Source organism: Erythrobacter insulae (assembly GCF_007004095.1).
Lineage (GTDB): Bacteria > Pseudomonadota > Alphaproteobacteria > Sphingomonadales > Sphingomonadaceae > Erythrobacter > Erythrobacter insulae.
On the sequence record NZ_VHJK01000001.1, the window covers coordinates 2,132,871 to 2,146,154 of the forward strand.

Annotated in this window: 13 protein-coding genes; 8 read left to right on the forward strand and 5 right to left on the reverse strand. The window is 57.1% G+C overall.

Features of this window, described 5'->3' with window-relative positions:
• Positions 1-29: 29 nt before the first annotated feature.
• On the forward strand, positions 30-2,090 hold the full coding sequence (locus tag FGU71_RS09960) for a protein-disulfide reductase DsbD family protein (protein WP_142789086.1): 2,061 nt from the start codon (positions 30-32) through the stop codon (positions 2,088-2,090).
• Here FGU71_RS09960 and FGU71_RS09965 read toward each other — a convergent pair.
• Both FGU71_RS09965 and uvrB read right to left on the reverse strand, forming a co-directional pair.
• A complete protein-coding gene (locus FGU71_RS09965; RefSeq protein ID WP_142788424.1) occupies positions 2,087-2,617 on the reverse strand; it encodes a hypothetical protein in 531 nt (176 codons plus the stop codon). The two genes, FGU71_RS09960 and FGU71_RS09965, sit on opposite strands and share 4 nt — an antisense overlap.
• A complete protein-coding gene (uvrB, locus tag FGU71_RS09970) occupies positions 2,614-4,809 on the reverse strand; it encodes an excinuclease ABC subunit UvrB (RefSeq protein WP_142788425.1) in 2,196 nt (731 codons plus the stop codon). Before uvrB ends, FGU71_RS09965 begins: the two co-directional genes overlap by 4 nt.
• Before the next feature lie 84 nt (positions 4,810-4,893).
• Between uvrB and FGU71_RS09975 the strand changes: the two genes are divergently transcribed.
• The 7 genes from FGU71_RS09975 to FGU71_RS10005 all read left to right on the forward strand — a co-directional run bounded on the left by FGU71_RS09975 (position 4,894) and on the right by FGU71_RS10005 (position 11,166).
• The gene (locus tag FGU71_RS09975) at positions 4,894-5,439 is read left to right on the forward strand and encodes a DUF3617 domain-containing protein (protein WP_142788426.1); all 546 of its coding nucleotides are present in this window, start codon (positions 4,894-4,896) and stop codon (positions 5,437-5,439) included.
• A gap of 43 nt (positions 5,440-5,482) precedes the next feature.
• The gene (locus FGU71_RS09980) at positions 5,483-6,229 is read left to right on the forward strand and encodes an alpha/beta fold hydrolase (protein ID WP_142788427.1); all 747 of its coding nucleotides are present in this window, start codon (positions 5,483-5,485) and stop codon (positions 6,227-6,229) included.
• A gap of 79 nt (positions 6,230-6,308) precedes the next feature.
• Entirely contained in the window at positions 6,309-7,748 is a 1,440-nt protein-coding gene (locus tag FGU71_RS09985) for a circularly permuted type 2 ATP-grasp protein (RefSeq protein ID WP_142788428.1), read from the forward strand.
• Between the two features lie 13 nt (positions 7,749-7,761).
• The gene (locus FGU71_RS09990) at positions 7,762-8,706 is read left to right on the forward strand and encodes an alpha-E domain-containing protein (protein ID WP_142788429.1); all 945 of its coding nucleotides are present in this window, start codon (positions 7,762-7,764) and stop codon (positions 8,704-8,706) included.
• A 10-nt stretch (positions 8,707-8,716) separates the two neighbouring features.
• The gene (locus FGU71_RS09995) at positions 8,717-9,565 is read left to right on the forward strand and encodes a transglutaminase family protein (protein WP_142788430.1); all 849 of its coding nucleotides are present in this window, start codon (positions 8,717-8,719) and stop codon (positions 9,563-9,565) included.
• 59 nt (positions 9,566-9,624) lie between these two features.
• Complete coding sequence (locus tag FGU71_RS10000) at positions 9,625-10,365, forward strand: proteasome-type protease (RefSeq protein WP_142788431.1); 741 nt, start codon at positions 9,625-9,627, stop codon at positions 10,363-10,365.
• Between the two features lie 183 nt (positions 10,366-10,548).
• Positions 10,549-11,166: a response regulator transcription factor gene (locus tag FGU71_RS10005; protein ID WP_142788432.1), complete on the forward strand. Its 618-nt coding sequence runs from the start codon at positions 10,549-10,551 to the stop codon at positions 11,164-11,166.
• Positions 11,167-11,232: 66 nt separating this feature from the next.
• Here the strand turns inward: FGU71_RS10005 and FGU71_RS10010 are convergent, their stop codons facing one another.
• From FGU71_RS10010 to FGU71_RS10020, 3 genes are all read right to left on the reverse strand, one after another.
• Positions 11,233-11,979: an extensin-like domain-containing protein gene (locus FGU71_RS10010; RefSeq protein WP_142788433.1), complete on the reverse strand. Its 747-nt coding sequence runs from the start codon at positions 11,977-11,979 to the stop codon at positions 11,233-11,235.
• Positions 11,980-12,093: 114 nt separating this feature from the next.
• Positions 12,094-12,477, reverse strand: coding sequence for a VOC family protein (locus FGU71_RS10015; RefSeq protein ID WP_142788434.1), 384 nt, complete (start codon positions 12,475-12,477; stop codon positions 12,094-12,096).
• A gap of 80 nt (positions 12,478-12,557) precedes the next feature.
• Positions 12,558-13,277: a cytochrome c biogenesis CcdA family protein gene (locus tag FGU71_RS10020; protein ID WP_142788435.1), complete on the reverse strand. Its 720-nt coding sequence runs from the start codon at positions 13,275-13,277 to the stop codon at positions 12,558-12,560.
• Between the last annotated feature and the right edge of the window lie 7 nt (positions 13,278-13,284).

Sequence of the window (13,284 nt, forward strand, 5' to 3'; positions counted from 1 at the left end):
CTAGAGGGTCGAGTGTGTCCGAGGCAAGAATGATCCACACTGCGACCCGTCAAATCGTTGCATGGCTGATTGCGTGCGCTGCAATGGTGGCGGCGTTTGCGCCCGTTTCGGCTCAGGATCTTCCGGTCGAAGCTCGCTATGGCGATGGGAATATCGCGGTCGAGCTGTTTGCGGACGGGGTGCCAACCGCAGGCGAAAAATGGATGCTGGCGCTGAAATTTACGCCCAGCGCACGTGAATGGCACGGATATTGGTCCAATCCGGGTGATGCAGGTCAGGGTATGATGCTGCGTCTGGATTTGCCCGCGGGCTGGGAAATGGGCGAAGCGCTCTATCCAGTGCCCGAGACGCTGTTGATCAGCGGATTGATGAACCATATTTACGAAGGCGAATATGCGGTGTTGGTGCCGATCTCGGTTCCCGCCAATGCGCAAATCGGCGGAATTCCCGATATCGCCGGTCATGTCGAATATCTCGCTTGTACAGACCGTATTTGCGTGCCGCAGGATGCGGTCCTTGTGGCGGGGCAAGGCGGCGATTTTGCGCGCTGGCAGGCAGAGACCGCGCCGTTGCTGGATGCGCGGGGCACATTCGAAATCGTTGGCAAAACGGTGCGAATTGCGATTCCGCTTCCCGGCGCTGTGAACCTTCCCGCCCCGCACGTTTTTATCGGGAATGAGCGTCTGGTCGATTATGCGGCCGTGCAGACATTTATGCGAGAAGGCGACATGTTGGTCGCAGAAATTCCGCTTGATGAATATGGCACGGGCGAAGCAGAGGCGCTGTCCGGCATTCTCGCATTCGGAGACGGAGCAGGCGTGCGATTCGAAGCGGGCGGAGGCAATGTCCCCCGGCTTTCTACGATGATCGCGGGCCCGATAGGAGCCGATACGCCGCCGCTCTGGACGCTGATCCTCGGCGCGCTTGTCGGCGGATTGATCCTCAACATCATGCCGTGCGTATTCCCGATCCTGTCATTAAAAGCCCTGTCGCTGGCGCGCGCTGGCGAGAGCGAGGCGAAAGCCCGTTCCGAAGGCATTGCTTACACAGCAGGCGTGGTGCTGGCCTGTGTCGGGCTCGGCGCGCTGATGCTGGCCCTGCGCGCGGCGGGCGAACAGGTGGGCTGGGCGTTTCAATTGCAAAGCCCCGCTGTCGTCATCGTTTTGCTGGTGTTGGCCACGATGATTACGGTCAATTTTGCAGGGCTTTTTGAACTGCCTTCGCTGTCCTTTACGCAAGCCGGAAAACCGGGCGGAGCGTTTGCCACGGGTCTGCTTGCGGCCTTTGCAGCGACGCCGTGCACCGGCCCGTTTATGGCGGCGGCACTGGGCGCGGCTTTGCTGCTGCCGACGGTGCAGGCTTTGTTGCTGTTCGCGATGCTGGGTCTTGGCCTTGCGCTACCATTCTTGCTGATCGGCTTTGTCCCGGCCCTGCGCAATCGCTTGCCAAAGCCGGGCGCTTGGATGCAGACATTCCGCAAAGCGATGGCGATCCCGATGGGGCTGACGGCGCTCGCTCTGATCTGGCTGACGGTGCAATTGGGCGGGCGCGGTTTTGCGATGTTTGCGCTGGTTATGCTGTTCGGCATCGTGCTGGCGCTTGCGGTGGTGGGACGTTTGCAAGCCGCAGGAAAAATGGCTTGGCCCGCCTTTGGCCTGATCGCCGCACCCTTTGTCATTTTCGGCGCGTTCGCTTTGCCATACAGCTACGCTGCGCCAAGCGCGCAGCCTTCTGAATCGATTCATGAACCCATCGCCTTCAGCCGCGAGGCGCTGGCCAAGGCGCGCGCTTCGGGTCAGCCTGTGTTCTTGTGGTTCACCGCTGATTGGTGCGTCACTTGCAAAGTCAATGAAAGCATCGCCATTGAACGCGAGAGTGTGCGCGATGCATTTAAGGACGCAGGCGTGATCACCATGGTTGGCGACTGGACAGTGCGCGATGAGGAAATCACGATGTTCCTGACCGATCAGGGCGCGGCCGGTGTGCCGCTTTATCTATGGTACGAAGCCGGTGCAGAAGCCGAGCAATTGCCGCAGGTCCTCACGCCCGATCTCTTGGCCGATCTCTTGGCCGAAAAAGCGGATCGTTAAAGCGAGCGGCATTCCTGCAGCAAGTCTTCAGGAAGCCTGCTGGCATTGAGCGTGACCATGCCCGCACCGGGCACAGTCACAGTGGCTTGCCGAGGGCCGTTCAATGGCTCCCACTTGGTATCGGCAGCGGAGAGTTCACCCTGCCAGACAAAACGATTGCCCTGTTTCGTCGCATCGACTTCGATTCGCCCGATCGCACCATTGCCGATCAAAGCAAGCAATGCGGTCGCGCCTTCGTCGGCGGGGCTGATCCGGGTGATGCGCAAAGCCTCGGATTGGCCATCGCGTTCAACACAGGCGAGCGCCAGCATCGCAGGCTCACCCGGCACGCCGTAAATGATGCGCCGCGCTTCTGTGGAAGGGGCCCATACTGCTTGCTCGGTATCCGGTGAGGGTAGCGGGTCCGATGCAAAGGTCGGCGCAGCCACAGGTATTTCGCGGTCTAGCCCGGCGTCTGTTGGCGGCGGCTTGCAGGCAGATACAAGAGCCACAGGCGCAAGCAGTGTCAGGATGAAAGATTGCTTCACGGTTTGCCGCCCATAAATTTCGTGCGTTTCTTGCCGTATCGCGTTTTACGCGTGCCGGGACGTCCGGCGTCCGAGCGGCCGACTTTTGGCGCCTTTTTCTCGGCATCGGGCAGGCCCAGCTCGTCATTTTCAAGCCGGCGGATTTCATCGCGCAGGCGTCCTGCTTCTTCGAATTCGAGGTCGGCTGCGGCGTCTCGCATGCGTTTCTCGAGGTCTTCGATATAGCTGCGCAGATTGTGCCCGACGAGGTTGTTCACCCCGTCATCTTCCAGATCGACCGTGACGCCGTCCTTGCTGGCTGTGTCACCGACAATATCGGCGATGTTACGCTTGATTGTGGTCGGCGTGATGCCGTGTTCTTTATTGTATGCTTCCTGCTTCTCGCGGCGGCGGTCGGTTTCGGCCATCGCGCGTTCCATGCTGCCGGTGATGCGGTCGGCATACAGGATGACCTTGCCATCGACGTTGCGCGCGGCGCGGCCAATGGTCTGGACGAGCGATGTTTCGGACCGCAGGAAACCCTCCTTGTCCGCATCAAGGATCGCGACCAGCCCGCATTCCGGAATGTCGAGCCCCTCGCGCAGCAAGTTAATCCCGATGAGCACGTCATACACACCCATCCGCAGATCGCGGATCAACTCGATACGCTCCAGCGTTTCGACGTCCGAATGCATATAACGGACGCGCACGCCCGCTTCGTGCATGAACTCGGTCAGGTCTTCGGCCATCCGCTTGGTCAGCGTGGTGACTAGTGTCCGGTACCCTTTCTTTGCGGTCGCCAGGCATTCCTGAATGCAATCTTGCACCTGATCTTCGACTGGACGGATTTCTACCGGCGGATCGATCAGGCCGGTGGGGCGAATGACCTGTTCGGCAAAAACGCCGCCGGTCTGCTCCATTTCCCAATTGCCGGGGGTTGCGCTGACTGCGAATGTTTGCGGGCGCATCGCGTCCCATTCGTTGAAACGCAAGGGGCGGTTGTCGATACAGGATGGCAGGCGAAAACCGTATTCGGCAAGCGTGATTTTGCGGCGGTGATCGCCCTTTGACATTGCGCCGATCTGCGGCACGGTCTGGTGGCTTTCATCCACGAACAACAGCGCGTTTTCGGGCAGGTATTCAAACAAGGTGGGCGGTGGCTCGCCCGGCAGGCGACCTGTCAGAAAACGGGAGTAATTCTCGATCCCCGCGCAGCTTCCGGTTGCGGCAATCATCTCGAGATCGAAATGGGTGCGCTGTTCAAGGCGTTGATGTTCCAACAGCTTGCCTTCGGCTTCCAGCTCTTTCAGCCGCTCTGCAAGCTCGAATTTGATCGCCTCTGCCGCCTGTTTCATGGTCGGGCCGGGGGTTACATAGTGGCTGTTGGCATACACCCGTACCGTGTCCAGCGATCTCCCTTTGGTGCCGGTAAGCGGATCAAATTCGCTGATTTCCTCAATGTCGTCCCCGAAAAAGCTGATGCGCCAGGCGGTGTCTTCATAATGGCTTGGGAAGATTTCCAGATTGTCCCCCCGCACGCGGAAAGTGCCGCGTTGAAAGGCGGCATCGTTACGCTTGTATTGCAAGGCGACAAGTTTGCGGATGAGCTCGCGTTGATCGACGGTATCGTCTTTCTTGATGTCGAAAATCATCGCCGAGTATGTCTCGACCGATCCGATACCGTAGAGGCATGAGACCGAAGCGACGATGATCACATCATCGCGTTCAAGCAGCGCGCGCGTGGCCGAATGACGCATCCGGTCGATCGCTTCGTTCACGCTCGATTCTTTTTCGATGTACGTGTCGGAACGCGGGACGTAGGCTTCGGGTTGGTAATAATCGTAATATGATACGAAATATTCGACAGCATTGTTGGGGAAGAAGCTCTTGAACTCCCCATAAAGCTGCGCTGCGAGAATCTTGTTCGGGGCAAGGATCAAAGCGGGGCGCTGCAATTCCTCGATCACCTTGGCCATGGTGAAAGTCTTGCCCGATCCTGTCACACCAAGCAGCGTTTGCGTTTTTTCGTCGGCCTTTGTCCCGGCGACCAGTTCTGCAATTGCAGTCGGCTGATCCCCGGCAGGTGTGTATTCGGAGACCAGCTCAAACCGTTTGCCCGGCATACTCTTTTCAGGGCGTTCAGGCCGGTGCGGGGTAAAGTCTTCGCTGGTATCCGGTTCTTCCAGCCCGCGTCTGATAATCAATTCCGCCATGCACGGTCATATGGGGGCAGATGAAGACTTGCTCAAGCGTTCAGAACGCTTCAGCATGCGATACGCACTTCGGAGGGAAATTTTATGCGTATTCAGATGGTTTTATCGGCGGCATCTGCGTTGGCTTTGGCGGCGTGCGGGGGCAGCGGGGCGGTGGATGACCCAAACGATCCCGCGCAGCTTGAAGCGGCCTTTGAAGAATTGGCGAAACCTGAGCCCGGTCAATACACAACGACATCCGAATTGATCGAATTCGCCATGCCCGGAGTACCGGACAAAGACGCCCAAATGATGCGCGGCCTGATGGAAATGGGCGCGACCCAGGAACAAAGCATGTGCATCACCAAGGATATGATCGATGACGGATATCAGGATTACGTTAAGCAACTTCAGGGGTTTAGCGATGATTGCGAATACGAATCCTTCGATGCATCCGGCGGACGTCTGGATGCGGTGATGAATTGCAAAGACCCCTCCGGCGGGACGGGGACAATCTCTTTCAACGGAACGATCGGCGAAACCCAGCAGGATATGACGGTGAAAATGGATATGAACGATGCGACATCTGGTCAGGGCATGCAGATGACTTTGAAAAGCACGACGACGCGCGTCGGCGATTGTCCGGGGTAGATTTCACTTGGCGTTCATGGGTCGAAAGTAATATTCTTGGCCCATGGCAACGCAGAAATCCATCACTCTGGGCGAGAGATTGCGTCTCGCCTCGCAAAAGATTGAAGGGCCAGCGCCTGTTCGCCCTGCGCTGCGTTTGCTTGCGAATGAGGCAGGTTACGTCTTCTCGCCTTTGACCAGCAGGCTTCGCAGTCCGCCTGCGATCCAGCCGGCCGCCAATCCCAGTATCGTGCTGATGCTGCCGGGCTTTCTCGCCACGCCTGTCACGATGCGGTATCTGTCGCTCCAGATCGAGCGCGCGGGCCACAAGGCAAAATTGTGGAAGCTTGGTTTTAACAGTGGCCCGTCGCCAGAGCGGATCGCGGCACTAGAAGACAGACTGATCGCGGTTTACGAGCGTTACGAAACGAAGCCGGTTCTGCTCGGCTGGAGCCTTGGCGGAATGTTTGGACGCGAGCTGGCCCACCGGCACCCGGATAAGGTCGCGAAGGTTATCACCATGGGTTCGCCATTTTCCGGCGATCCGCGTGCCAACAATGCGTGGCGGCTGTATCAATTTGTGACCGGCCATCGGGTTGATGCGCCGCCGGTTGAAAATCGCGTCGGCACCAAGCCACCGGTTGAAACTGTTGCAATGTGGAGCCCGCGCGACGGTGTGATCGCGCCGGATTGCGCACGCGGTCTCACACATGAGCGTGACCGCACAATCGAAGTTGATTGCACGCATATGGGTTTTTCATACGCTCCGGCCGCCGTTCGCGCAGTTATTTCGGAACTTGAACGGGTTTGATCCTTTGGTTTGTTAAGCTTTCATTTCGCGCGCCGATGCGTACAAGCATCATTGCACGTTTTTGTGACCAGGGGGATCAATGGTCGGCACTTCCGACAAGTTTGACGAAATGTATGATGCCGACGGCAATACCCGTCCGGCCTATACCGACTATTGTTCGTGGTATGACGAGCAAGATAACAGATGGCTGCAACGCAAAAATGCCGAGGCGGATGACAGTTTTCGCAAAACCGGCATCACGTTCAACGTATACGGCGAAGATGAAGCCGAAGAGCGTCTAATCCCGTTTGACATGGTGCCGCGCATTATCACTGCGCCGGAATGGCGTAAGCTGACGCGCGGGATCGAACAGCGGGTGAGGGCGCTCAACAGTTTTCTGTATGATCTGTACCACCGGCAGGAAATCATCCGGTCGGGAAGGCTGCCCGAAAGGCTTTTCAAACAAAACGAAGCGTGGCTTCCCAATATGGTCGGTTTCACCCCGCCCGGGGGCATTTACACGCATATTGTCGGAATTGATCTGGTCCGCACCGGCCCCGATGAATGGTTTGTTCTGGAAGACAATGCGCGCACCCCTTCGGGTGTTTCGTACATGCTGGAAAACCGCGAAACAATGATGGGCATGTTCCCTGACCTGTTCAGCCGCGTGCCTGTAGAGACCGTTTCTGATTATCCGCGCCGCCTCGCGCGTTCGCTCGCGGCCTGCGCGCCGCCGGCCTTTGCGGAAAGCGGGCGGGCAAAGCCGAATGTTGCGGTGTTAACACCGGGCATCTTTAATTCGGCATATTTCGAGCACGCTTTTCTGGCCGATCAGATGGGGGCTGAACTGGTCGAAGGCAGCGATCTTCGCGTTGTAAACGGCGTGGTCCAGATGCGCACGACCAGCGGGTATAAACCGCTCGATGTCCTGTATCGCCGCGTGGATGATGATTATCTCGATCCGCTGAGTTTCGAACCGTCGAGCGTGCTGGGCGTGCCGGGCATCATGGACGTGTACCGCGCAGGCGGCATCACGATCGCGAATGCGCCGGGCACCGGCATTTGCGATGATAAGGCAATCTATTCTTTCATGCCGGAGATCGTCGAGTTCTACACCGGCGAAAAACCGCTTTTGCCGAATGTCGAGACATGGCGCTGCGCCGATGATGATAGCTTGGCCTATGTGCTCGATAATCTCGAAGATCTGGTGGTCAAAGAGGTTCATGGTTCTGGCGGATACGGCATGTTGATCGGTCCGACCGCTTCCAAGCGAGAGATCAAAGCGTTCCGCGCCAAACTGATCGCGGCCCCGGAAAACTATATTGCACAGCCGACATTGTCGCTTTCGACCTGTCCGATTTTCACCAAAAAGGGTCTGGCACCGCGCCACCTTGATCTGCGCCCATTTGTTTTGGTTTCGCCGAATGGGATCGAGATTACGCCGGGCGGTCTAACGCGCGTCGCGTTGAAGGAAGGGTCGCTGGTCGTCAATTCGAGCCAAGGCGGCGGGACAAAAGATACATGGGTTTTGAAAGACTGATGGTGGCCACAAAATGTTAGGACGCACCGCCAACGGGCTATTCTGGATGTTCCGTTATCTTGAGCGAGCAGAGAACACTGCGCGCCTGCTTGATGCGGGGCTGCGCATGGCTGTCACTCGTGATCTGCAGACGGCTGAGGAAGAATGGCGGTCAGTCATCCTTACCAGCGGTCAGAAAGCGATCTACGAGGCCAGTCACGATAGCTATGATGGCCAATCGGCGTGGAATTTCATCCTTCGCGACAAGACCAATCCGGCCAATGTCCGCGAAATGTTTGGCGCAGTGCGCACCAATGCGCGGCTGGCGCGGACCAATATTTCAAGCGATGTCTGGGAAGCGGTCAATGAAAGCTGGATGGCGCTCGATAAATTGCTGTCGCGTCCCGTAAGCCAAAGCGCGGTCGGCGATGTTGTCAGCACTATCCGCCGTGCCGGAACACAGGTTCACGGTGCATTTGACGGTTCGATGCTGCGCAATGAAGCCTTTCATTTCGCCCGCGCTGGCACCTTTATTGAGCGCGCCGAAAGCACTGCGCGTATCCTTGATTTGAAATATTTCCTGCTGCTTCCCTCGCTATCCTATGTCGGGTCGAGCCTTGATAGCGGGCAGTGGGATCAGGTTCTCAGATCCGTCGCGGGCGCGCGCGCCTATACGTGGCTTAATGCCGGTCAGATCGATGCCCGCGGAATCGTCGAATTCCTGGTGCTGGATGATCGCTTCCCGCGCAGCCTTGCTTTTTGTCGCAGCGCGCAGCGTGATAATCTGGCGGCGCTCGCTCGGCTGCATGGCGCAGAAGGCACATGCAATGAGCTGATGCGTGATGCCGATATGCACATCGCGGATATCACCGTAGACCAGATATTCGAACGGGGGCTGCATGAATTCCTCGTCGATTTCATGGCGCGCAACGCGGCGATCGGCTCTGCCATCGGCGATGATTACAGGTTTCTAGCATGAGGTTTGCGACATGAGATTGGCGATCCGTCATACGACCCGTTATGCTTTTAAAGAGCCTGTGGTTCATGGCCTCCAACGGCTGCGGCTGACACCGAAAGAGACGCAAGGTCAGAAAATTCTGAAATGGGATATGAGCTACAGCAACGCCCATACCGAACTGGAATATGAAGACCAGCACCACAACACGGTGACCCTAATTTCTGTCGATGGCGGGACCAGCGAAGTCACCGTCACGTGTGCCGGAACAGTCGAGACCGAGGATGAAGGCGGCGTGATTGGCCATCATTCGGGCCATCTGCCGCTGTGGAGCTTTCTCGGGCAAACCACATTGACCAAACCGGGTGTGAAAATGCGCGGCATGATCCGCGAACTGGGCCCCCCACCCGAGGGCGAGAAGCTCGATTACCTGCACACGCTCTCCCGCGCTATTTCTGAACAGGTGCGTTATGAAACCGGCCAGACCGGCGTGGGCACAACCGCAGAGGAAGCGTTGAACGACGCACGAGGCGTGTGTCAGGATCACGCGCATATCTTTATCGGGGCGGCACGCGCAGGCGGTATTCCCGCGCGCTATGTCAGCGGGTACCTGATGATGAACGACCGGATCGATCAGGAGGCGACCCATGCGTGGGCAGAGGCGCATGTCGATGGTCTGGGCTGGGTCGGTTTTGACATTTCCAACGGGATCAGTCCCGATCCGCGTTATGTCCGTGTGGCCACCGGACGCGATTACCGCGATGCGGCTCCTATCACCGGGATCAGCTTTGGTGGATCGGAGCAAATCCTCACCGTGGATATCGCGGTGGAGCAACAGCATGATGATCACGAACAGCAGGAACAAGCGCAACAGCAGCAATAACGCTTGCGCGCACCGGGATATACTCTAACTGCGCGCTTCCGTCCCTCGGAGAATTCCACATGACTTATTGCGTTGGCATGGTGCTTGATAAAGGTTTGGTGCTGATGAGCGACACCCGGACCAATTCGGGTGTCGATAATATTTCTGTATTCCGCAAAATGTTTCACTGGCAGGTTCCCGGTGAACGCATGATCGCAGTCATGACCGCAGGCAATCTGGCGACCACACAGGCGGTTGTCAGCCAGCTTGAAGAGCGCACCAAAGAGCCCGAAGACCGCGAGAATACGCTGATAAATGGCAAGACAATGTTCTCCGTTGTTGGCGAAATCGGCAGCTTGCTGCGCACCACGATCGAGGAACGCCAGAAAGCGAATGGCGATCGCGGGAAGGGCAGATTCACAGCGTCGATCATCGTCGCCGGACAAATCGCTGGCATGGAACCGCGTCTGTTCATGATCTATCCCGAAGGCAACTTTATCGAAGCCAGCTGGGACACTCCGTTTTTCCAGATTGGTGAAACCAAATATGGCCGCCCGATCATCTTGCGCGGCTATGACCGTGATATGAGCTTTGAAGACGCGGCCAAATTGTTGATGGTTTCGTTCGATTCCACTTTGAAAGCCAATCTCTCGGTTGGGTTGCCGCTCGATTTGCTGGTTATCGGCAAAGATGATTTTGCGCCAACCCATCAACATCGCATTACACAGGGCGATCCGTATTTCGATACAATCTCGTCAGGCTGGGGTGATGCGTTGAAGTCTGCGTTCCATTCCTTGCCCGGTTACACATTCGACACCTGAATAATCGTCCGCGCGAAATTGGCTATTTTTTAAGTATCGGCGATCTTCTCAAAAGCAATTGCTTCAAACTGGACCGATATTTCAGTCGATTTCGCGGGAGATTTGAAAGTCTGCGAGATTATCGGTCCGAATTGGACCAAGTACTAAGTGTAATTACCGCGAAAACGGGGTCTTGCTTTGTGAATGACACGCAAAGCCTCTCTCCATTTCATCGATTCATCGAGCCGTAACCGCGCCGAGTTGGCAAGCATCGGTTTCGCCCTGGGTCACCATTCCGAAGTCTATGGCGATTTGTCGGAACTGTCCGTCCATCCTCCGCGTGAGGGCATTATTGTTGCCCGGGACACCCCCGAAGAGGGCGGTGTTGCGGTGATCCTAGAACGGCTGAGCCGATTGGGTATCTGGTTACCGTTGATCGCAATCGAAGGGCAGCCGCGCCCGGGACGGATCGTTGAAGCGATCAAGGCAGGCGCGCTGGATTATCTGTCGCTTCCGCTGGATCCGGACAGGTTCGCAAGATGCCTTGCGCGGATCGAGAAAGAGGCTGAGGTTTTCGGGGCAACACGCCGCCGTATGATCGAAGCGCGCGACCGCATTTCAAGCCTTTCGACCCGCGAACGGGAAGTGCTGGATTGGTTGGCACGGGGAAGCAGCAACAAAATCATTGCGCGCGAACTCGAAATCAGCCCGCGCACGGTGGAGATTCACCGGGCCAACATGATGAACAAACTGGGTGCGAATCACGCCGCCGACGCGGTGCGTCTCAAACTCGAAGCAAAACTGGAACCGCGACAAACTTAGAATTGAATGGGGTTTCCCGCCGAAACGCCTCTGCGGAATAATTCTGCGGAGGCGTTTTTGTGCGGTTCAGCGGCAGAATTTTGCGCCGGTTCCTTCAAGGTGAAAATGGTCTTCATGCGCGCGGTTGTATTCAGGGCCGAGAACCGTCCCAAACCGCTTGCAGGCGCTTCTGTGAACCACACGCAGGAATTCGCGCTCTGCCGGGGTTCCGGCATCCCAATCGTTTTTCAGACTGATCCGGCGTCCATCGGCGAGTAAAAAGCCCGATACATCAATCGCACCCGCAGTAGCATGCGCCGATTTCCGGTTTGATCCTGCGACATTGCGGCAGGAATAACTGCCCATTGTTTCGATCCGTTCAAGCCGGCTGCCCAGTATCTGCCGGGCGGCGCGGTCTACGCCGTATTGCGCCCACGCGTTGAAAGCCTTGGCCGTGCGGCATTTCACAGGTCCGATATTGCTGACATTGACCTGGCGCGCATCACCGGAAAGCGCCGATAGCTGGACCGTGCCCAGTTTGTTGCAGCCCGGCGCAGAATATGTATCCGGGACGGGATTGAACCGCGCTCCGGCCTGATTCAATTCAGCAAGACAGCTGGCATCAGACGAGTTCGCAGCAACACTTTGCGGGGTCGATGCAAAGCGGCGCGGTGCAGGTGCCGCAGTCCGGGGCGGTGTGTAGGCGCCAGCCTTGGCATAGCGTTCGCCGCTTGGTGCAGGCGCGCTTGCGGTAGGGATCAAACTGCCACAGCCGGCGACAACGATAGAACCTGCCGCTGCTAGGGCGATCCGCAAAGTTTTTGAGCGTTTCATGGCTAAGAGGAATTACCCACTTTTGGTTACCGGACTTTCAATCAGTAACCTTAACGCGCGTTTACCATGATCATTCGATGAACGGTGCGGCAGCCCGTTTTTCTGAAACGATTATCAGGGCAATTCTTCCGCAACCTGTTCCCAAAGCTCAATTTTTATCCCGTTTGGATCAAGGATCCAGGCGAATTTTCCATACCCTTCATCCGCAGTGTCGAGAACTTTAACGCCTTTTCTCCCGAGCTCCTCGCAAAATCCATCAAGGTCATTGACGCGAAGGTTAATCATAAATCCTGACCTGCCCGGTTTGATATATTGGTCATCCGGAAAATGGCTAATTAAGGAATAGGGGTTGGCTTTTGGTTCATCGGCCCATGCCAATTGCGGGCCATATTCACCATCAACACCCAGCTTGTCGCGGTACCATTCACGGGTCGCTGCGGGGTCTTTTACCACATAGAATACGCCGCCCAATCCGGTAATGCGTGGTGTATCGGTCATTGAAACATCCTCCCGTCTGTTGCGTACAGCATGTCGCAATTGGCACGGTGAGGGAAGGGTGATCAGCAATGCCGGTGACGTCAGAACCGCGTGGTGAATTCGATCACGCTTTGCGGCAACGCATCGAGCAGCGCGATTTCGATCACCTTGTCAAACCCGGTCAGGACCATTGCCCCGACAATAAACAGCGCCGCCCCGAACAGTGGTTTACCGTATCTTGCAAGGCTCTGCATGGTCTTTCGGCGCTCGCCCAATGCCTTTCGCGAGCCATAGGCGAAGGCCAGCACACTGGTGGCCACGCCGCTTCCGAAAATCAGGAAAATGACGAAGCTGCCGACCAAATCCTCGCCCTGGCTGGCGGCAGCGATTGCCACGCCAAGGGTGGGGCCGACACACGGGGCCCAAACAATACCGAGCAGTAATCCGATCGCATATTGTCCGCCCGCGCCATTCCCGTTCAACCTTTCAAGCCGCCGATTGCCGAAATTGGCGACCGGTGCAGCCGCCGCGGTCAAGGCGGATTGCGCTTGGGGAACCATCAGGACAAAGCCCGCCGCCGCGAGCATGGCGCCCGCAAATATCCGGACCGCTTGTTCATTGATGCCCAGCGAGTATCCAAACGCGATCACGGTAAACCCGAACAGCGTGAAACTCGTCACCAGACCTGCTGCAAGAGCAAGCGGCCCGAACCGGCTCTTGCCGAGTGCCGACGCGATCAGGATCGGCACCAGCGGCAAGACGCACGGATTCAGGATTGTCACCAACCCAGCGACAAAGGACAGGAGAACGCTACCAATCATTGTTTCA

Bases quoted from the DNA above. Each gene is read 5' to 3' on its own strand.
- uvrB (WP_142788425.1), bottom strand. From the start codon at position 4,809: ATGGCGGAATTGATTATCAGACGCGGGCTGGAAGAACCGGATACCAGC.
- FGU71_RS09995 (WP_142788430.1), top strand. From the start codon at position 8,717: ATGAGATTGGCGATCCGTCATACGACCCGTTATGCTTTTAAAGAGCCT.
- FGU71_RS10020 (WP_142788435.1), bottom strand. From the start codon at position 13,277: ATGATTGGTAGCGTTCTCCTGTCCTTTGTCGCTGGGTTGGTGACAATC.
- FGU71_RS10010 (WP_142788433.1), bottom strand. From the start codon at position 11,979: ATGAAACGCTCAAAAACTTTGCGGATCGCCCTAGCAGCGGCAGGTTCT.
- FGU71_RS09985 (WP_142788428.1), top strand. From the start codon at position 6,309: ATGGTCGGCACTTCCGACAAGTTTGACGAAATGTATGATGCCGACGGC.
- FGU71_RS09980 (WP_142788427.1), top strand. From the start codon at position 5,483: ATGGCAACGCAGAAATCCATCACTCTGGGCGAGAGATTGCGTCTCGCC.
- FGU71_RS10015 (WP_142788434.1), bottom strand. From the start codon at position 12,477: ATGACCGATACACCACGCATTACCGGATTGGGCGGCGTATTCTATGTG.
- FGU71_RS10000 (WP_142788431.1), top strand. From the start codon at position 9,625: ATGACTTATTGCGTTGGCATGGTGCTTGATAAAGGTTTGGTGCTGATG.
- FGU71_RS10005 (WP_142788432.1), top strand. From the start codon at position 10,549: ATGACACGCAAAGCCTCTCTCCATTTCATCGATTCATCGAGCCGTAAC.
- FGU71_RS09960 (WP_142789086.1), top strand. From the start codon at position 30: ATGATCCACACTGCGACCCGTCAAATCGTTGCATGGCTGATTGCGTGC.
- FGU71_RS09975 (WP_142788426.1), top strand. From the start codon at position 4,894: ATGCGTATTCAGATGGTTTTATCGGCGGCATCTGCGTTGGCTTTGGCG.
- FGU71_RS09990 (WP_142788429.1), top strand. From the start codon at position 7,762: ATGTTAGGACGCACCGCCAACGGGCTATTCTGGATGTTCCGTTATCTT.